We start from the raw sequence: 18,237 nt of genomic DNA, 5'->3' as shown, positions 1-18,237 counted from the left end.
CATCGCGGATTTGCCCTGGCCCGCCGGTCCTGCGTCGTTTGCCCTTGCGCTTATGCGCGGCCCGGATTGCGCGCAGCCGTGCGCTCGATTAGCCCGGGCAGCATCATGACCCTGCTTCCCGGAACCGACCACATCGAGACCGAGCGCCTGCTGCTGCGCCGGATGGATGAGCGCGACCTTGATTTCCTGATTGCGATCCACGCCGATCCGGACGTGGCCCGCTACATCGGCTCAGGCAATCCGCGAACGCCGACCGAAACCGAGCAGTGGTTTGCCGACGTGCGTCACGGCTACGCCCACGCGGGCCTTGGGCCGCTGCTGGTGACGCGCAAGTCGGATGGGATGCGCCTGGGGCGATCGGGTCTCAGCGATGGTGTGCTCGAATTGAACCCGAAGCCGGGGGCTCTGCGACGGATGTGGTTTTTCAGGACCCATGTGCCGGAAGGGGTCGCATTCGAGGAACAGCCGGAACTCGGTTACACCTTCGCTCGCGAAAATTGGGGGCAGGGCTATGCATCCGAAGCGGCCCGGGCGGTTTTTGCCTATGCCCGTGCGCACCTGGCCCACCCTGCGATCATGTCGGTTATCCACGCGGACAACGTTGCCTCGCGCACGGTCGCGCGCAAGTTCGGGGCTCGCTACGTCGATGATATCGACATGAACGGGCGGCTCTATCAACGCTTCCTCTGGCCTGAGAAAACCGTCGCCTGACGCAAAAGGGCCCCCTGCCGCGGCTGCGACAGGGGGCCCTTCCGTGCGAGCGTTGGAGGGCTCGGGATCAGAACTTCGCGCCGAGTTCCACACCGATCATGCGGCGCGCGCCGGGCGAGATGAACGAGCCGCCGAACTCGATCGCGGGGATCACTTCGGCGAGGTACTTCTTGTCGGTCACATTGTTGGCGAAGACCGCGAGGCTGTAGCGGTCGGTCTGCAGCGCAGCACGCAGGTTGAGCACGCCGAAGGTGTCGCGGCGAGCCACATCGTACTTGGCATCGCCAACCACCGCCGGGAGCTTCAGCGCCGAGATCGGCAGAAGGCCCGAAAACAGCGTCGGCGCGGTCTGGTTCTGCACGGTCGAGAACCAGGTCGGGCCGGTCACGCGGTAGTCGGCGCGGGCGAGGAAGCGCAGATCGCCGCTGATCGGCTGCTCGATCTCGCCGCCCACGTTGATCGTGTAGTCGGCGGTGTAGGGCGACTTGTTGCCGATCGTGTTCGGACGCGCCGAGTTCCGCTTGATTTCGCTGTCGGTGTAGTTGACCGAGCCGAACAGCTTGACCCCGCGCACGGGCTTGACCGCGACGTTGAGCTCGACGCCCTTCAGATCGACCTTGTCGATGTTCGAGACGACGCGCAGCAGCCCGAAGCTGCCGACGAAGAACTCGAAGAACTGCATCCCGTGGACCTGGGTGTAGTAGCCGGCGAGATCAAACGTCAGCTTGCCATCGAGCAGGTTGCCCTTGAGGCCCGCTTCCCACGCGCTCGACCATTCCTTGCCGTACTGGTCGTTGATGTTCACGTTGGCATTGATGAACTGCTTGAAGTTGGCGTTGACGACCGCGGCCGAGCCCTGGTTGTTGAAGCCGCCCGATTTGAAGCCGATGCCCCAGTTGGCATAGAGATTGAGATCGGGGGTGGGCTTGTAGCTCAGCGTCACCTTGGGTTCGAACTGCTTGAAGGTCGCCGCCTTGTCGGTGATCGGACCGAAGGCCTGGCCGGGGTTGATCGGACCGCCGGTGAACGGATCGGTTGCGGTCGGCACGAGGCTCGAGGACTGGCGGCGCTCGATATCGTAACGCAGCGCGACGCCCGCTTCGAACTTGTCGTTCGGCTTGTACTCGACGTTGCCGAACGCGGCGTAGACGTTGGTCTTGAACTTGTCCGCCAGCAGCAGCGAAGTCGGGTTCGCACTGTCCGGTGCGTTGTAGAGTTGCTTGACGACGCCCTTGCCGGTGTCCGCGCCGAGGCTGACGCCGGTCGAGCGGTCGATGTGCAGGTAGTAGATGCCAACCTGCCAGTTCAGCGGGCCGCCCGGCTCGCCGATCAGGCGCCATTCGGTCGAGACATCCTTCTGCGTGCGGACCTGGTACTGGGTGCCGTCGCAGGTGGTCGGGCTGTAGGGGCCGAAGGTCGATCCGTTGGCAGGCGCGAAGATGAACGGCACCGGGATCTGGCCGATGAAGCCGGGCTGATTGACCGGGAAGCCGGTGTTGGCGGCGGTGCTGGCGAAGCAGGCATCGACCGCGGACTTGGCGGCGGGGTTCGTCGCGCTGATGTAGCGGGCGAAATCGGCCGATGTGCCGTCGGCGACGAGGTCCTGGTTGACCGTCGAATAGAGCGCCCAGCCGACGAGCTTGAGACCGTCGGAGAGCTTCTTGTCGAGCTTGACCGAGACGTCGAAGCTGTCCTGGTCGTTGGTTGCGCGGATGTTCGGGTAGAAGCGGAACTCGTGCTTGTTGACGTTCTCGTAGAACGCCGGGTTGACGGCCGCGAAGTTGGGCAGGTGGAACGAGGCATTGAACGGCAGCGAGGCGCCGCGGAACTGCGCGTAGCGAGCCTTCACGTCAATCTGCGTGTCGGTGCCCGCGCCGTAGAGCACGCGGCCATCGATCGACCAGTCCTTCTTGTCGGCGATGGTCTTGCTCTTGTCGATCTCGTTCCGCCAGAAGCCGTCGGTCTTGTAGTAAGTGCCGGCAAGGACGAAGCCGGCGTTCTCACCCAGCGGGCCGGCGATGTGCGCGGCGCTGTCGATGGTGTTCTGCTCGGCATACGAGGCGCGCACGGCGCCGGTCAGCGTGTCGGTCGGCTTGATCGTCTGGAGCACGATGGCACCGGCCGCGGCGTTGCGGCCATAGATCGCACCCTGCGGACCCTTGAGCAATTCGACCTGGGCAAGCGTGCCCTGGCGCTGGTTGAGTTGTGCGGTGTTTGTCTTGAGAATGCCGTCAACAACCAGCGCGACCGAGCTTTCCGCGTCGCGCGCGCCGTTAATGCCGCGGATGTTGATCTGCGTATCACCCGCTTCGGCAGTGCCGGTCACGATCGTGACGCCGGGGGTGAGGTTGGTGAAGTCGGCCGCGCGGGTCGAGCCGGTGTTGGCCAGCGTTGCCGCGGTCAGCACCGAGACGGATGCGGGCACGTCCTGCAGGCGTTCGTTCTGGCGACGGGCGGTGACGATAATCGCACCTTCCTCTGCGGGGGCTGCCGCCTCAGCGGCCTGAGCCTGCGGGGTGCTCTGCGCGAGCGCCGGAACGGCGGCGAAGGCAAAGCCTGCGACGGAAGCCGAAAGGAGGCTGGTGGTGTTCAGCCATTGCGAGATGCGCATCGGTGGTACTCCCTGTCAGTATCTATGCCGTTTTCGGCTGCCGTGTTGTTGATCGTGCCCCCATGGCATTCACGGCTTGATAGGGGACATGAATATTGTATACAAATGCCATCGGTCAAGCCGATTGGTTGCAGAAATCTCGGGAGCCCTAATGTCGCGCGCCTCAGATCGTGCCTACAGCGCGATCCGGAACATGATTCTATCGGGAGAGCTTCCTGCCGGCGCGCAGCTGGGCGAGGAGGCGCTGGCCGAATTGTGCGGCGTTTCGAGGACTCCCGTGCGCGAAGCGCTGCGCCGGCTTGAGGCCGATATGCTGGTCGATCGGACCGATACCCAGCGCACTTTCGTGGCCGACTGGTCGATCAGCGATGTGGCTGATGCATTTGAACTTCGTGCCATGCTGGAGGCTCGCGCGGCGCGGCGTGCGGCAGAGCGGATGACAGACGCAACGCTTGCCCGCATCAAGGCCGCGAATCGGGCGCTTTTGGACGCTATCCAGCAACCTTTGCCCGACGTTGCCGGCTTTCTAGAGAGCAACCGCGAATTCCATGGGATCATCCTTGAAGTTGCGGGCTCGCGCCGTCTTTCTGCCCTTTTGGGCACTCTCGTCGAGCAGCCGGTCGTGTTGCGCACCGCAAGGCACTATACCCGCGAGGAGTTGCGTCGTTCGCACGCCGAGCATGAGGAGCTCACTGCGGCCTTTGCCCGGCGTGACGGGGCGTGGGCCGAGGCGATCATGACCAGCCACATCCTGCGTGCCTATCACGCCTATGCCGATGCACACCGGGCGCGTCTCGATGCCGGTTTGACCCAGGAAGCGGCCGAGTAAATGTATACAAATTCAATCGAAATGGTCGAAGTGAGCCCCCGCGACGGGCTACAGAACGAAAAGGCCTTGGTGAGCACCGAGGACAAGCTCGCGCTCATCGACCGTGCACTGGAGGCCGGTGTGCGGCGCATCGAGGTGGCGAGCTTCGTCAACCCCCGTGCGGTGCCCCAGATGGCTGATGCCGAGGCAGTTTGCGCTGGGCTTCCGGAGCGCGGGGACGTGACCTGGATCGGCCTCGTGATGAATGCGCGCGGTGCAGACCGGGCGCTTGCAACGGGGCGCATCGACCAGCTCGGTGCGGTCTCCGTGGCGACCGATACCTTTGCGATGGCCAACCAGGGCCAGACGTCTGAAGGTTCGATCGAGGCGGCCAAGGGCATCATCAACGCGGCGCGCGCGGCGGGCAAGATTGGACAGGTGACCATTGCTGCAGCGTTCGGCTGCCCGTTCGAAGGCGAAGTGCCCGAGGCGCGCGTGCTTGCGATGGCCGAGGCGCTGGCGATGGCGGCACCGGTCGAGATCGCGCTGGCGGATACCATCGGCGTTGCGAACCCGGCGCATGTCAACCGGTTGGTGACGGCAGTGCGCGAACTCGTCGCGCCGATTCCGGTGCGGGTCCACTTCCACAACACGCGCGGCACCGGGCTCGCCAATGTCTGGGCGGCGGTGGAAGCCGGGGCACGCACGATTGATGCCTCGATCGGCGGATTGGGTGGCTGCCCGTTCGCGCCCGGTGCGGCGGGGAACGTTTCGACCGAAGACGTCGTCTACATGCTCGAGCGCGCCGGGGTGCGCACCGGGCTTGATCTTTCTGCCCTGACCGAGGCCAACCACTGGCTGGCCGACGTCATGGGGCGCACTCTGCCGGGCATGGTTGCCAAGGCTCCGGCATTTCCGAAACAGCTTCAAGAGGGATAGGGCATGGGTTACCGTCTGGGTGTCGACGTTGGCGGCACGTTTACCGATCTGTTGCTGTTCGACACATCGAGCGGCGCGTTCTGGCGGCACAAGACGCCGTCTACCCCGCATGACAGCTCCGAGGGCATCCTGAATGGTGTCACGGCGATTTGCGCCAAGGCGGGGATCACGACTGGCGATATCGACTACTTCCTCCACGGCACGACCGTGGCGACCAATGCGGTGCTCGAAGGCAAGGGCTCGCGCGTCGGCCTGGTGACGACGGAGGGGTATCGCCATATCCTGCAGATCGCGCGCAGCTTTGTGCCGGGCGGCCTTGCGGGCTGGATCATCTGGCCCAAACCGACACCGCTCGCCGCGCTGGAAGATACCGTTACGGTCAAGGGCCGCATCGACGCCGAGGGCAATGAAGTGCGCCCGCTGGATGAAGCCGATATCCGCACGCAGCTGGGCCTGCTCAAGGCGCAGGGTGTCGAGGCTGTGACGGTGAGCTTGATCAACGCCTATGTGAACGGCGCGCATGAAGCGCGCGTCGGTGAACTGGCGGCGGAAATCCTGCCGGGTGTGCCGGTTTCCCTGAGCCATCAGGTCCTGCCGGAAATGCAGGAGTACGAGCGCACGCTGACCACGGTGGCCAACGCGGCGGTACGGCCGGTGGTGAGCCGCTATGTCTCCAACCTGCGTGACCGCCTCGCGGCCGAAGGCATGACCGGCAAGCTCTCGCTGCTGCGTTCTGACGGCGGGCTTATGTCCGCCCAGAAGGCCGAGGAACATCCGGTCAATATCCTGATGTCTGGCCCTGCTGGCGGTGTGACTGGCGCGATCTGGGTCGGGCGCAATGCCGGCATCCGCAATATCCTCACCCTCGACGTCGGCGGCACCTCGACCGACGTCGCCCTCATCGAAAACCTCGAGCCGCGCCGCCAGCGGACCACTGAAGTGGGCCACCTCTCGGTGCGAGCCTCGGCACTCGACGTGAAGACGGTGGGTGCGGGCGGCGGTTCGATCGCCTATGTGCCCGAACTGACCAAGGCGCTGCGTGTGGGGCCGCAATCGGCCGGCGCGGTGCCGGGCCCCGCGGCCTATGGCAAGGGCGGTGAACTGCCGACCGTGACCGACGCCAATGTCGTGCTCGGCTATCTCCCCGAGAACCTCCTCGGCGGCACCTTCCGGCTCGACCGCGAGGCTTCGACCAAGGCGGTGCAGACCATTGCCGACGCGCTCGGCATCGATCTGATGGCGGCGGCACGCGGGATCATCGACATCGTCAACGAGAACATGTTCGGCGCGCTGCGCATGATTTCGGTGCAGCAGGGCTACGATCCGCGCCACTTCGCGCTGATGGGCTTCGGCGGTGCGGGCCCCCTTCATGTCAACGCCATTGCCCGGCTGCTGGGCGCCTGGCCCGCTGTCTCGCCGGTTTCGCCGGGCGTGCTTTGCGCGTTGGGAGATGCGACGACGCGGATGCGGACCGAGACGGCGCGCAGCTTCTCGCGCCTTGCGGGCCAGACCGAAGCGAGCGAGTTGATCGCGATCCTTGCCGAAATGGCGGCGCAGACGCGCGGTGAACTGCTGTCGGACGGCGTGCCGGAAAACGAGATCACCACCGAGTTCGAAGTCGACGTACGCTATGCGGGCCAGGCCTTCGAAGTGCCGCTGACGATTTCGGCCGAAGTGCTGGAAGCGGACGGCATTGCCGGGATCCTTGCGCGCTTTGATGCCGAGCACAAACGACTGTTCACGTTCAACATGGATACCCCGCACGAGATCGTGAACCTGCGCGCCGTGGCGCTGGGCCGCGCGCTCGATCTGCCGGCGGCCGAGCTGCCCAAGGGCGACGGCAATCCGGCGGCGGCGAAGATGCGCGACCACACGCTGTGGATGGACGGACGCGAACAGGCCGCGGTTATCTATGACCGCGCCAAGCTGCGCGCCGGGGATGTGATCCCCGGGCCGGCCATCGTCTGCGAGATGGACTCCACCACGCTAATCGAAAGCGGCTGCGTCGGCACGGTCGACGCTGTCGGCAACATCCTGATCAATCTGGCCTGAGGGACACGCGAACCATGCCTGCAACCATTGTCCAGACCAACCCGACCCCGTTCAACCGTGTCGCGATCGATCCGGTGACGCTCGACATCATCGAGAACGCGCTGCGCAATGCGCGGATCGAGATGGACGCGACGCTCGTGCGCACCGCGATGTCGCCCGGCATCCGCGAGCAGGGGGATGCCTTCCCGCTGATCGCGGATCACACCGGGAAGATGATCGTTGGCCAGTTCGGCAGCTTTATCGGCGGCTTCCTCGATAATTTCGACGGCACGCTCGAGGACGGGGACATGATCTTCCTGTCCGACCCCTATTCGGTCGGCGGCGCGGTCAGCCACTCGAACGACTGGCTGGTGCTGCTGCCGGTATTCAAGGACGGGCGGTTGATCGCCTATACCTCGATGTTTGGCCACCAGAGCGACATCGGCGGCAAGGTCGTCGGCTCGATGCCGATCAACGCGCGTTCGATCTTCGAGGAAGGTGTGCGCATTCCGCCGGTGAAGATCTGGAAGAAGGGCGAATACAACGACGACCTGATGAAGCTCGTCATGCACCAGACCCGCAAGCCCGACTGGTGCCAGGCCGACCTTAACGCGCTGATCGCCGCCTGCCGCGTCGCCTCGCGCCGGGTGATCGAGATGGCCGAGCGTTTCGGCGATGACGTCTATGTCTCTGCCACGCAGGACCTGCTGGCGCGCAACCACCGCGCGATGCAGGCGCTGATCGGCATGGCGATCGCCGAGGAGCCGGTGAGCTTCGAGGACTACATCTGCGACGACGGCATGGGCTATGGCCCCTACAAGATCAAATGCACGATGTGGCGAGAGGACGGTCGGGTCATTCTGGATTTCGCGGGGACCGATCCGCAGAGCCATGCCTCGATCAACTTCTTCCTCAATGAGAACATGTTCAAGATGTTCTTCGGCATCTACATGATCATGGTCTTCGATCCGCAGATCCTGTTCAACGACGGGTTCTATGATCTGATCGACGTGCGGATCCCCGAAGGGTCTCTTCTCAAGCCGAAGTTCCCCGCAGCCCTTTCGGGTCGCACCCATGCGCTGGGGCGGATTTTCGACATTCTGGGCGGCCTGCTGGGCCAGAAGACTCCCGAGTTTCTCAATGCAGCCGGGTTCTCGTCTTCACCCCACCTGTTCTACTCGGGCAACGATGCGCGTCCCGGCAAGAAGGGTGAGTGGTTCCAGCTGTTTCAGATCGGCTTTGGCGGCATTCCGGGCCGTCCGATGGGCGATGGGCCGGATGGCCACTCGCTCTGGCCGGGCTTCACCAACGTGCCGAACGAGTTCCTCGAGCGCTACTTCCCGATGCGTATCGAACGCTATGAATGCGCGGCGGACAGTGGCGGGGCGGGACTCCATCGCGGCGGCAACGGCATTCACATGACCTACCGCTTCCTGAGTGCCGGCACGATCTCGATCCACGATGATCGCTGGTTCGTGCCGCCGTGGGGCGTCAATGGCGGCGAGCCGGGGCAGCGCGCGCGCAAGGTGCTCGAGCGGGCCGATGGCACGAGCGTGATCGTGGGCAACAAGGTCGAGGACGTAGAAGTCGAGGCCGGTGATCAGCTGCACTTCATCACCTGGGGTGGTGGCGGTTGGGGCGATCCGCTGGCGCGTGATCCAGCGCTCGTGGGCAAGGAAATCTTGCAGGGCCTCGTCACGCCGCAAGGCGCGCGCGACTATGGCGTGGTTGCGGACGCCGCTGGCGTGGTCGACTTGGCAGCGACGGAAGCATTGCGGACAGAGCTGCGCGCGGGCCGGGGCGAACTGCCGCTGTTCAACTATGGCCCGGGCATCGAAGCGCTACGTTCGGCCTGTGCGGATGAAACCGGCCTGCCTGCGCCGATCCAGCCCGTTTGGCCGCATCTGGAAGCGGCGGAGTAAGGATCATGCATGCAGGTGCATTGAACGATATCCGTGTCGTCGAGCTGGGCCAATTGCTGGCGGGTCCGTTCTGTGGCCAGTTGCTGGGCGACATGGGCGCCGACGTCATCAAGGTCGAGCCGCCGCATGTGAACGGTAAAGGCGGCGGCGACCCGATGCGCGATTGGGGGCAGGGCGACGAGAAAGTGCAGTGGGAAGTGATCGCGCGCAACAAGCGCTCGGTTTCGGCCAATCTGCGCATTCCCGAAGGCCAGGCGCTGGTCCGACGGCTGATCCGGGAAGCCGATGTGCTGATCGAGAACTTCAAGCCGGGCACGCTGGAAAAGTGGGGTCTCGGGCCGGACGTGTTGCTCGCCGAGCAGCCCGGCCTCATCATCGCCCGCATGTCGGGCTATGGGCAGGATGGGCCCTATTCGGACCGTGCCGGCTTTGGCGGCATCGGCGAGGCGATGGGCGGGTGGCGCTACATCGTTGGTGAGCCGGACCGGCCGCCGAGCCGGATGGGCGTTTCCATCGGCGATACGCTGACCGCGACCTACGGCTGCATGGGCGTGCTCGCCGCGCTCCATGTGCGCGAAAAGACCGGCAAGGGCCAGGTGATCGACGCGGCGCTCTATGAAAGCGTTCTGCAGGTGATGGAAGGCCTTGTGCCGGAATACGACCGCATGGGGCTGATCCGCGAACGCTCGGGCTCGATCCTCAAGGGCATTGCGCCGTCCAACGTCTATTCTTGCAAGGACGGCGAGTTCATGATCGGGGCGAACAAGGATTCGCTTTGGAAGCGCCTCGCTTCCGTGATGGGGCACTCCGAACTCGGCGATGATCCGCGCTTTGCGACGCACCTTGCGCGCGGCGCCAACCAGACCGAGATCGACACGCTGATCAACGACTGGACCAGGACCAAGACGGTCGATGAAGTCGATGCGCTGATGATCGAGGCTTCGATTCCAGCAGGCCGCGTCTACCGCGCGCCCGACATGCTCGCCGACCCGCACTTCGAGGCGCGCGGCGCGATCATCGAGGTCGAGACCCAGCGCTTCGGACCGCTGAAGATGCAGGGCGCGTTCCCCAAGCTGTCGGGCACGCCAAGCGGCGTGCGCCGTCCGGCCCCGGCTACGGTTGGGCAGCACAATGCCGAAATCTATGGCGGGCTGCTGGGCATGAGTGAGGCGGAACTGGCCGAGCTTTCCGCCGGCGGCGTGATCTGATGGCGCGGGGCGAGGCCGACCTGTCCGGCAACTACGCGGGCGCCTTCGACGGCTCGCTGCCGTTCGGCGCTCGCCCCGCTGTCATCGTGATCGATATGGTTGAGGCCTATCTGCAACCGGGTTCGCCGCTGTACGCGGGAGTTGAGGATGCAGTTGCAAGTGCGGCGCGGCTTGTTGCGGCGGCGCGGCAGATCGGTGCGCCGGTGCTCTTTACCAATGTGGAGTACCAGCCCGGCGGTGCCGATGGCGGCGTGTTCTTCCGCAAGGTGCCCGCGCTTGCGGTCTTCCAGAAAGGATCGCCGCTCGGCGCGTTTCCGCCGCAGCTGAGCCCGGCGGACCGCGATTTCGTGATCACCAAGCGCTATGCCTCGGCGTTCTTCGCGACGCATCTTGCCGCAACGCTGACCTCGCTCGGCGTCGATACCCTGGTTATTGCGGGTGTCTCGACCTCCGGCTGCGTGCGGGCGACCGCGCTTGATGCCTGCCAGAACGGGTTTCTGCCGTTCGTGGTGCGCGATGCCTGCGGTGATCGCCATGCGGCCCCGCACGAGGCCAACCTGTTCGACCTTCAGGCGAAGTACGCCGAAGTGGTCAGCGAGGCCCGCCTGCTCGAGCTGATGGCCGCGACCGCTACGCGCTGATCGGTTCCGTCAGCGGAGCGAGCAGGCGGGCGAGGACCGTGCAGTCCTCTTCCGCGATGCGCGCGCCGAGTGCGGTTTCGATGGCTTCGGCATAAAGCGGCCACATCGCCGCGCGCATGGCACGGCCTTCGATGGTGAGGTGAAGCAGGTAGCCACGCGCATCTTCGGCGCAGGGCACCCTCTGCAGGAGCCCGGCCTTGACCATGCGATCGATGAGGCGGGAGAGGGCATATTGCTCTGTTCCCAGAGCCGCCTGCAAGTCACGCGGGCGCAGGGCGCCGCTCCGTTCGATCGCCAGCAGCACGTCGTACCATTCGGGCGGTGGCAGGCCGAGCGTGCGCAAGGTTGCGGCACAATGCTGGCTGGCAAGATCTGCGGCGCGAAGCAGGCGGGTCCACGCGAGCAGGGTTGTGGAGGCGGGCATGGCCATAGCGGGCAAGCCTTTCGATGCGGCCGCATGGAAAAGCCCATGCATCTGCATCGGGAAAATGATGCCGCTGCATGGGAATGTCCATGCAAGTGCAACTACTTAGCCCGGCATCTGTTCTAGCCGGGCTCGCCGTTCATTTCCTGCGGCTCGGGCGCGGTTAGGATGCGGTCGCGGGCGACGCGGGGATCGCCGGCTCCGATCTGTAGCAAAAGCCGCTCGTTGTCGCGTGCGCGAAACAGGGTTTCGGCACGAGTGATCGCCTCGTTGCTGAGCCCGGCATTGTCGAGCGCGGCGCGGGCCATCGCGATGGCGGATTCGAACGTTTCGCGCACCAGAAGCGTGGCAGGGGCATCGCGCAGCTTGATCATCGCGCGGCGATCGAACGCACGGACGAAGACAGCAGCCCGCGGGAAGGCTTCGTGCACGGCGGCGAGCATGGCGGCATCGAGCTGATCGCCATCGATGCAAAACAGGATCATTTCGGCCGCGGCTGCGCCGGCCTGCCGCAGCATGTCGATCCTCGTGCCGTCACCGAAATAGACCTTGGCACCGAACGTGCCTGCCACATCGATCATTTCGACATCGGTGTCGATCAGCGTGACCGTGATGCCGGCGGCCTGCAGGACCTGACCGGCCGCCTGCCCGAACCGTCCATAGCCGACGATCAGGGCATTGGCCCCGTCGTTGCTGGGGCCCTCGCGAGTGGCGGCGGTTTTGGGCACCGGCTCGGCCCGGAAGCGGCGCGTCGCCATCATCAGAAACGGCGTTGTCGCCATGGAGAGCGTGACAACCGCGCCGAACAGGCTGGCGGCTTCTGGTGCGATCAGCAGCGCATGGCTGGCCTGGGCAAAGAGGACAAATCCGAATTCGCCGCCCTGGCTGAGCAGCAGGCCAAGGGCGAGCGCTCCGCGCCAGGGCACGCCGAACAGCCTCGCAAGGCCAAACATGACCGCGGCTTTCACCGTGATCAGCATGAGCGCCATCGACAGCACGAACAGCGGATCGCGGGCAATCGCGCCGAGATCGAGCATCATGCCCACCGCGAGGAAGAACAGGCCGAGCAGGATCGAGCGGAACGGTTCGACATCGGCTTCGAGTTCGTGGCGGTAGGGGCTGTCCGCCAGCATGACGCCTGCGATGAAGGCACCGAGCGCGGTCGAAAGCCCGAGTAGTTCCATGACCGCGCCAGCCGCCAATACGGTGAACAGCGCGGCGACAACGAACATTTCGCGCTCGCCGAGATTGCCGATCAGGCGAAATAGCGGACGGATCAGGAAGCGGCCTGCAGCCACCAGCCCGGCGATCGCGCCCACGGTTTCGACGGCGAGCAGCCAGCCCGGAGGGCCTCCCGCATCGGCCGGATTTCGGCTGAGCGCCGTGATGATTGTGATCAGCGGGATGATCGAGAGATCCTGAAACAGCAGGATGGAAAACGCCCGCTCGCCGAAGCGCGTCTTAAGGCGGCCTGATGACTGCAGCATCGGCAGGACCTGTGCCGTGGAGGACAGCGCCAGAGGCAGACCCAGCGCCAGCGCGGCAGCAGGCGAAAAGTTTGTGGTCAGCATGATCGCACCGGCAAGCGCGAGCCCGCAGATCGAGACCTGCAGCAAACCAAGCCCGAGGATATCGCGCTTCATCTTCCACAGCTTCGACGGATCGAGTTCAAGCCCTACGAGGAACAGCAGCAAGGTGATGCCGAGTTCCGCAAAACCCAGCTTCTGTTCGGCATCGCCGACGAGGTTCAGAACGAAGGGGCCCAGCACCGCGCCCGCGAGGAGATACCCCAGCGTGGCACCAAGGCCGAGGCGGCGGAACAGCAGCACGAAGGCCAGCGCGAAGCCGAGCAGCAGGAAGCCGTCGTGAAGGATCGAGGCGGGATGGGGAGAGCTCACCGTTGGCAATGTCATGCTTCGCAGAGCCGAGGTCAACTGTGCTTGGGGCGCGGTCGGCTCTTGAGTAATCCTATTGACACCAATGTAGGCAAAGTGGTTCCCTCGTCTTTGGATGAGAAGGGAGAGTTTTATGTCTGTTGCCGGCAAGTTTGAATGCGTGACCCATTCGCCGATGGGCGATCAAACCTCGATCCTCACTGTTGATGTCGACGGCAGCAGCTTCAGCGGCAGTAATTCCGGCCCCATGGGCAACATGGAGATCACTGGCGGCACGGTTGATGGCAACACGATCAGTTGGTCAAGCAACATCACCGTTCCGATGCCGATGAAGCTCGACTGCACTGCGACGATCGAAGGCGATGCACTGACCGGTACCGTAACCGCCGGAATGTTCGGCAGCTTTCCGATGACGGGCAAGCGCATCGGCTGATCAGGTGCGGGGAGGGGGCAGAGCCTCCTCCGACGCGCTCAGGCTCCGAGCTTTGGACCGACGCGCTTGAACGTGCCGGAGAAGGCCATGGCCGGCTCGCCGTCGGCCGTGATGAGGCCCCGGGCAAAAACGAGACTGCGCCCCGCGCGGATAACGTCGCCTCTCGCTTCCAGCAGTTGACCGGCGCGCGCGGGTCCCACGAATTCGCAATTGAATGTCACCGTCACGCCGCTCATTTCCTCGCCGGTGGCGCTGGCGATCATGAACAGCGAAAAATCGCCAAAGGTCATCATGCAGCCGCCGTGGATGCTGCCATGGGCGTTGCAGTTCCTGGCTACCGGACGGAAGCCGGTCACAACGCCGCGGTCATCCCGGCGGACATAGAACGGCCCGACGTCGTCCTCGAACGGGTCGTTGCCCGACCAGTGGTACCAGCCAGCCCAGGCCGGATCGGCGGCGGGTTCGAGCTTCCCCGCGAATGGCGGCGCGGCGATGGTCATGCCTTCGGTCATCCCCTTATCGTGCGAACGGTCGCTGCCCTAGAGCAGGAAGCCGGCAGCCGCCAGTGCCGCGCCGTTCTGATCCCAAATGGTGGGCAAACGAACCGAGCGGATTTTGCGGCATGCGGCCATCTCGGTACTATCCCGCAGATCAGCGTGGAAGGCGCTGGCTCGAATTGTCGTTGTTGGTATGGCAGCCCGCCTATGTTTGCCAAAATGGATATGCCTCCCGCACTTCAGCGAGGCCGGATCAACAACGCGGATTCAATCTGCCTATCAGAATCGAGGTTAATGACGAGTTTGTCATAAATGACTCATGCGAATCGGCTACGCGTTAAAACTTAGTCGCGGGCAAATTACGTCTCGGCGGCGATCTGGGTGCGTAGCGCAATGGTGCAAGGGTCTGAAATCGCGGGAGAAGCAGGTCTGCCTGGCGACGAATCGCAAGGTACTGCGCGTGCCGTGCGCGACCTTCACCCCCTGCGCGCGATGACAGTCAGTGCGCTTCGGTTTGCGTCGGTTCTGATCGGCGCCGGGCTGCTCTTGCGCACCGCGTCTTCAGAGCAGGTGATTTCCGCGGCGCCCGATCCGGGCCACAAGCCTGATACCCGCCAACCGCAACGGTTTCGCCCTGCGGCGCTCCCCGAGCCGGCATTCGGCTTTGCCGAACCCGGCCTACGCGATCTTGCGCCAAGCCACGCTTTGGCGAATCCTCAGCCGCGTCATCGCCGAGATGCGAGGACCCAGACCGCGGTCGATGCAATCGCTCCAACGCAAGTTGCCGCGGTGCCGGGGGATTCTGCAAAGGGGTTTTCGTTCGCAGCCGGAGCTCATGATAATCCGGATTCTCGTCCTGCGGTGACCCAGCGCGTGGCGACACCGACGGCGTTGGCGGCGAACACGGCTTTGCCGGAAAAGCGGCTTTCCGAAAAGCCGGCGTTTGGTAAGCCGGCGCCGGCAAAGAGTGTGGGCGCGAACGTATCGTCATCCGGCACGCAGCGTGCGGAGCCCGCAGCTGGTCTGCTTACACCGGTTCGCATTGCCAGCGGCGCGCCTGCATCGCGTCCCATGCCCGTGATGGCACCGGTTGCGCAGCAGCCCGCCGCACCGCAGACGGTCCAGATTTCGCTGGCAATACCAGTCATGCGGCCCGGCCCGCGCACCACCGCGCTGACTACCGACGTCCACGCCGCGATGCACCGTCCCGCCTCGGCATGGGACTACGCCGAGGCTTTGCCGCCCGAGCTTGCCGGTCGTCCTGCTGCAATGCCGCGCACGGCTGCTGTTCAGCCCGCCGCGGCAGCTCTGCCGGTTACTGTGCCGGCAAAAGTCGCAGCGCTCGCTGCCGCCGAACCTTCGTCTTCGCCCGCAGCGGCACCGCCGGCGGCAAAACCGGCCCATGTTGTTCTGCGGCAGAATGTGGCGCCGTCCGCCGCTTCTGCTCCTGCGACGCCGCCCGTTGCCGCCGCTTCGCCCGCACCAGCCGGCAAGCCTTCGGAGAATACGGTAGCGGCCGCAACGATCGCTTCGCCGCCCCGGCTTGCGCTGCTTGACCGTCCGTCCGTGCCCCGCGAGCATGGTCTCGGCCAACCTTCCAACCGCCGGTCGCTCGCTGCAATCGATCCGAAGGCAGGTCGTGCTGATCAGGTACCGTTGTTGCCCGGTCGCAGTGCGCGCCCTGCGCAGCCGCTGGGAGATGACCGCCGAAGCCGGCTTTCGCAGTATGAACGGTCGGTGGTGGCGGCGAATATGCAATCGGGCAGTGTCGATCGCGGGCCCGATGTGCGCCTGACGTCGGGCCTCACCCGTGTTTCCGCGACGTCGAGCAACGGTTCTGGCGGCACTGCGATTGATTCCGACGCAACAGGCAACGATGGCAACGGGACGAGCCTGCGCGACCGGATGCCACTCCCGGCATTCGGAATGGCAGCGCAATAGCGATCCATTTGCTGTAAATCTGCTTTTCCGGTTGAAACGCCGGGGCAAGTGTGATTCTGTCGACGCGATGAAACGCCGCAAGTCCAATCTGAAGCTGCCGCGCGAAAGCCTCACGCAGAGCTTCGCCCTGGTCGCTCTGCTCGTACTTGGGGCAGTAGCACTCGCGGGCCCGAGCGGTGTGCTGGCGTGGACAGAGAACGCTCGCCTGCTTGAACAGCGTCAGGTAGAGGTCAAGCAGCTTGAAGCGGAACGTGATCGCTTGCGCAACCGGGTAAGCCTGCTCGATCCGCGCCACGCCGATCCCGATCTGGTTGGCGAATTGCTGCGTTCGGACCTTAACGTCGCGCATCCGGACGAGCTCGTTATCCAGCGCAAGTAGGGCGTCAGGCACGCCCGCCGCGTGCGCACTCCCAGGAGTATTCTCTACCATGGACGTCCATCATGGGCTCGACGACGATGACGCCGGCGAAGTGGGCAAGATTCCCGTTCCGGCAGATGTTCAGGAGGCTATCCGTACGCTCATCCGCTGGTCGGGAGATGATCCGGACCGTGAGGGTCTGATCGATACGCCCCGCCGTGTGGCCCGCGCGTGGAAGGAATATTGTCAGGGCTATGGCGAGGATCCGGCGTCGCACCTTGCGCGCCAGTTCGAGGAAGTGGGCGGCTACAACGAACTCGTGCTGTTGAAGGACATCCCGTTCCAATCGCATTGCGAGCATCACATGGCGCCAATCATCGGCAAGGCTGCGATCGCCTATTTGCCGCGCGACAAGGTGGTTGGCATTTCGAAGCTGGCACGCGTGCTGAATGCCTTTGCGCGGCGGCTGCAGATTCAGGAGCGGCTCACGGCAGAAGTTGCCCGGTGCATCTGGGACAACCTCAAGCCGCATGGCGTTGCGGTGGTGATCGAGGCACAGCATGGTTGCATGACCGGACGCGGCGTGCGCACCCCGGGCGTTGGCATGGTGACGAGTCGGCTGATGGGCACGTTCCTTGAGGACAACCGCAGCCGCAAAGAAGTGCTCAGCCTTATGGGCTACTGACGCTTTGGGCCATGGGTAGGGATCGGTCGACACATGAAGGGCATTGCATCGCTGGCCGCCGCGTCAATCGCATTAGTTGCCCCACCGGCAGCGGCGGTGCCGGGACCTGTTATTCCGCAGGCGATCTATATCGATCCGCCGGCTGACAGGGATCACCCGGCACGGATGGAAGTGCTGCATATCCCCAGCGGGGATGTCACCATCAACGGTGTCGCCTATCTTGCCAGCGGGGCAGGACCCCATCCCACGGTGGTCATCTGCCACGGGCTTCCGGGGAACGAAAAGAACCTCGATCTCGCGCAAGCGCTGCGTCGCCGGGGATGGAACGCCATCACTTTCAACTATCGTGGTTCGTGGGGCAGCCCGGGGACTTACCGGTTTGGGCAGAATCCTTCCGATGCGCGCGCGGTTCTTGCCTTCCTGCGTGAGCCGGGCCAGTCCGCGACGCTCGGGGTCGATACGACGCGGATGGCGTTGGTGGGACACTCGATGGGAGGTTGGGTCACCGCAATGGCGGGATCGCAAGAGCCGGACTTGCGCGGCCTCGTGATGATTTCTGCCGCCAATCTCGGATGGATTGGACGTCAGTCGGAAGCCGAGCGCGCAAAATTGCTGTCCGGCAACAGCGAGACGCTGAACAATACGGTGCCCGATCTGTCTACCGAACTTGCCGGCCATGCAGACGAATGGGACTACATGACTCGCGCCGATGCGTTGAAGGCCATGCCGCTGCTGGTGCTGACTTCGGACGATGGCCTTGCTTCGGACGGGCATGGGCTGGTGGCTGCCGTGCGCAAGGCGGGTGGTACGAAGGTTCAGGCTGCTCATGTGGCGACCGATCACAGCTGGTCTGACCACCGCATCGACCTGGAGGCGCGGATCATCCGCTTTCTTGAGCCCTTGCTGGCGCGGTAGGCCCGTACCGCAAAGGCGGGCTTGGCAGCCGGGGCACTCTTGATCCCACCCTCTCTCTGGCTGCAGCAACAAAATATAACCAATCCGTAGTTCCTTGGACATTGGAACGGACCTATCTTGCATTCGGACCAGAGGAAACGCGCCGCCGAAGCAGGAGATAGGCCTATCAATACCCTTGCGCTTACCGCTCCGGGGGTCGCTTTTGTGGCGTACTCCGC

At 64.5% G+C, this 18,237-nt stretch carries 16 protein-coding genes; 12 read left to right on the top strand and 4 right to left on the bottom strand.

Going from position 1 to position 18,237, the window contains the following annotated elements; translation table 11 throughout:
• Positions 1-105: 105 nt before the first annotated feature.
• A complete protein-coding gene (locus AQZ52_RS13025) occupies positions 106-711 on the top strand; it encodes a GNAT family N-acetyltransferase (protein WP_067911454.1) in 606 nt (201 codons plus the stop codon).
• Between the two features lie 67 nt (positions 712-778).
• Here AQZ52_RS13025 and AQZ52_RS13020 read toward each other — a convergent pair whose 3' ends face one another.
• Positions 779-3,322, bottom strand: coding sequence for a TonB-dependent receptor (locus tag AQZ52_RS13020; protein ID WP_067911452.1), 2,544 nt, complete (start codon positions 3,320-3,322; stop codon positions 779-781).
• A gap of 88 nt (positions 3,323-3,410) precedes the next feature.
• Here AQZ52_RS13020 and AQZ52_RS13015 point away from each other — a divergent pair, with 88 nt between their 5' ends.
• Genes AQZ52_RS13015 through AQZ52_RS12990 form a run of 6 tightly spaced genes read left to right on the top strand, consistent with a single transcriptional unit; the run spans position 3,411 to position 10,871 of the window.
• On the top strand, positions 3,411-4,151 hold the full coding sequence (locus tag AQZ52_RS13015) for a GntR family transcriptional regulator (RefSeq protein WP_338045509.1): 741 nt from the start codon (positions 3,411-3,413) through the stop codon (positions 4,149-4,151).
• Entirely contained in the window at positions 4,152-5,069 is a 918-nt protein-coding gene (locus AQZ52_RS13010; RefSeq protein WP_067911446.1) for a hydroxymethylglutaryl-CoA lyase, read from the top strand.
• A gap of 3 nt (positions 5,070-5,072) precedes the next feature.
• Positions 5,073-7,121 (top strand): hydantoinase/oxoprolinase family protein, encoded by a 2,049-nt coding sequence (locus tag AQZ52_RS13005; RefSeq protein WP_067911443.1) that lies wholly within the window; start codon positions 5,073-5,075, stop codon positions 7,119-7,121.
• Positions 7,122-7,135: 14 nt separating this feature from the next.
• Positions 7,136-9,022: a hydantoinase B/oxoprolinase family protein gene (locus tag AQZ52_RS13000; RefSeq protein ID WP_067911439.1), complete on the top strand. Its 1,887-nt coding sequence runs from the start codon at positions 7,136-7,138 to the stop codon at positions 9,020-9,022.
• A 5-nt stretch (positions 9,023-9,027) separates the two neighbouring features.
• On the top strand, positions 9,028-10,230 hold the full coding sequence (locus AQZ52_RS12995) for a CaiB/BaiF CoA transferase family protein (protein WP_067911436.1): 1,203 nt from the start codon (positions 9,028-9,030) through the stop codon (positions 10,228-10,230).
• Positions 10,230-10,871, top strand: a complete 642-nt coding sequence (locus AQZ52_RS12990; protein WP_067911433.1) for an isochorismatase family protein — start codon at positions 10,230-10,232, stop codon at positions 10,869-10,871. Before AQZ52_RS12995 ends, AQZ52_RS12990 begins: the two co-directional genes overlap by 1 nt.
• Here the strand turns inward: AQZ52_RS12990 and AQZ52_RS12985 are convergent.
• Together AQZ52_RS12985 and AQZ52_RS12980 are read right to left on the bottom strand one after the other, a co-directional pair.
• Complete coding sequence (locus AQZ52_RS12985; RefSeq protein ID WP_067911430.1) at positions 10,861-11,301, bottom strand: MarR family winged helix-turn-helix transcriptional regulator; 441 nt, start codon at positions 11,299-11,301, stop codon at positions 10,861-10,863. The genes AQZ52_RS12990 and AQZ52_RS12985 overlap by 11 nt on opposite strands.
• A gap of 116 nt (positions 11,302-11,417) precedes the next feature.
• A complete protein-coding gene (locus AQZ52_RS12980) occupies positions 11,418-13,208 on the bottom strand; it encodes a cation:proton antiporter domain-containing protein (RefSeq protein WP_067911426.1) in 1,791 nt (596 codons plus the stop codon).
• Positions 13,209-13,323: 115 nt separating this feature from the next.
• Between AQZ52_RS12980 and AQZ52_RS12975 the strand changes: the two genes are divergently transcribed.
• Positions 13,324-13,623, top strand: coding sequence for a hypothetical protein (locus AQZ52_RS12975; RefSeq protein WP_067911424.1), 300 nt, complete (start codon positions 13,324-13,326; stop codon positions 13,621-13,623).
• A gap of 38 nt (positions 13,624-13,661) precedes the next feature.
• On the opposite strand, the gene AQZ52_RS12970 is transcribed toward AQZ52_RS12975, so the two are convergent.
• Complete coding sequence (locus AQZ52_RS12970; RefSeq protein WP_205626477.1) at positions 13,662-14,135, bottom strand: PaaI family thioesterase; 474 nt, start codon at positions 14,133-14,135, stop codon at positions 13,662-13,664.
• Between the two features lie 1,056 nt (positions 14,136-15,191).
• Here AQZ52_RS12970 and AQZ52_RS18580 point away from each other — a divergent pair.
• The 4 genes from AQZ52_RS18580 to AQZ52_RS12950 all read left to right on the top strand — a co-directional run bounded on the left by AQZ52_RS18580 (position 15,192) and on the right by AQZ52_RS12950 (position 18,019).
• Entirely contained in the window at positions 15,192-16,061 is an 870-nt protein-coding gene (locus AQZ52_RS18580; RefSeq protein WP_156424929.1) for a hypothetical protein, read from the top strand.
• Between the two features lie 67 nt (positions 16,062-16,128).
• A complete protein-coding gene (locus AQZ52_RS12960; RefSeq protein WP_067911417.1) occupies positions 16,129-16,440 on the top strand; it encodes an FtsB family cell division protein in 312 nt (103 codons plus the stop codon).
• 49 nt (positions 16,441-16,489) lie between these two features.
• Entirely contained in the window at positions 16,490-17,104 is a 615-nt protein-coding gene (gene folE, locus AQZ52_RS12955; protein WP_067911415.1) for a GTP cyclohydrolase I FolE, read from the top strand.
• A 33-nt stretch (positions 17,105-17,137) separates the two neighbouring features.
• Entirely contained in the window at positions 17,138-18,019 is an 882-nt protein-coding gene (locus tag AQZ52_RS12950; protein WP_067911412.1) for an alpha/beta hydrolase family protein, read from the top strand.
• Positions 18,020-18,237 lie beyond the last annotated feature (218 nt).

The sequence above is a fragment of the Novosphingobium fuchskuhlense genome (genome assembly GCF_001519075.1).
Lineage (GTDB): Bacteria > Pseudomonadota > Alphaproteobacteria > Sphingomonadales > Sphingomonadaceae > Novosphingobium > Novosphingobium fuchskuhlense.
The sequence above is the reverse complement of the archived record's forward strand: the minus strand, read 5'-3'. Positions and strand labels throughout refer to the sequence as shown.

Excerpts from the sequence above, each read along its gene's own strand:
- AQZ52_RS13025 (WP_067911454.1), top strand. The coding sequence starts at position 106 with ATGACCCTGCTTCCCGGAACCGACCACATCGAGACCGAGCGCCTGCTG.
- AQZ52_RS13020 (WP_067911452.1), bottom strand. The coding sequence starts at position 3,322 with ATGCGCATCTCGCAATGGCTGAACACCACCAGCCTCCTTTCGGCTTCC.
- AQZ52_RS13015 (WP_338045509.1), top strand. The coding sequence starts at position 3,411 with ATGAATATTGTATACAAATGCCATCGGTCAAGCCGATTGGTTGCAGAA.
- AQZ52_RS13010 (WP_067911446.1), top strand. The coding sequence starts at position 4,152 with ATGTATACAAATTCAATCGAAATGGTCGAAGTGAGCCCCCGCGACGGG.
- AQZ52_RS13005 (WP_067911443.1), top strand. The coding sequence starts at position 5,073 with ATGGGTTACCGTCTGGGTGTCGACGTTGGCGGCACGTTTACCGATCTG.
- AQZ52_RS13000 (WP_067911439.1), top strand. The coding sequence starts at position 7,136 with ATGCCTGCAACCATTGTCCAGACCAACCCGACCCCGTTCAACCGTGTC.
- AQZ52_RS12995 (WP_067911436.1), top strand. The coding sequence starts at position 9,028 with ATGCATGCAGGTGCATTGAACGATATCCGTGTCGTCGAGCTGGGCCAA.
- AQZ52_RS12990 (WP_067911433.1), top strand. The coding sequence starts at position 10,230 with ATGGCGCGGGGCGAGGCCGACCTGTCCGGCAACTACGCGGGCGCCTTC.
- AQZ52_RS12985 (WP_067911430.1), bottom strand. The coding sequence starts at position 11,301 with ATGGCCATGCCCGCCTCCACAACCCTGCTCGCGTGGACCCGCCTGCTT.
- AQZ52_RS12980 (WP_067911426.1), bottom strand. The coding sequence starts at position 13,208 with ATGACATTGCCAACGGTGAGCTCTCCCCATCCCGCCTCGATCCTTCAC.
- AQZ52_RS12975 (WP_067911424.1), top strand. The coding sequence starts at position 13,324 with ATGTCTGTTGCCGGCAAGTTTGAATGCGTGACCCATTCGCCGATGGGC.
- AQZ52_RS12970 (WP_205626477.1), bottom strand. The coding sequence starts at position 14,135 with ATGACCGAAGGCATGACCATCGCCGCGCCGCCATTCGCGGGGAAGCTC.
- AQZ52_RS18580 (WP_156424929.1), top strand. The coding sequence starts at position 15,192 with ATGCCCGTGATGGCACCGGTTGCGCAGCAGCCCGCCGCACCGCAGACG.
- AQZ52_RS12960 (WP_067911417.1), top strand. The coding sequence starts at position 16,129 with ATGAAACGCCGCAAGTCCAATCTGAAGCTGCCGCGCGAAAGCCTCACG.
- folE (WP_067911415.1), top strand. The coding sequence starts at position 16,490 with ATGGACGTCCATCATGGGCTCGACGACGATGACGCCGGCGAAGTGGGC.
- AQZ52_RS12950 (WP_067911412.1), top strand. The coding sequence starts at position 17,138 with ATGAAGGGCATTGCATCGCTGGCCGCCGCGTCAATCGCATTAGTTGCC.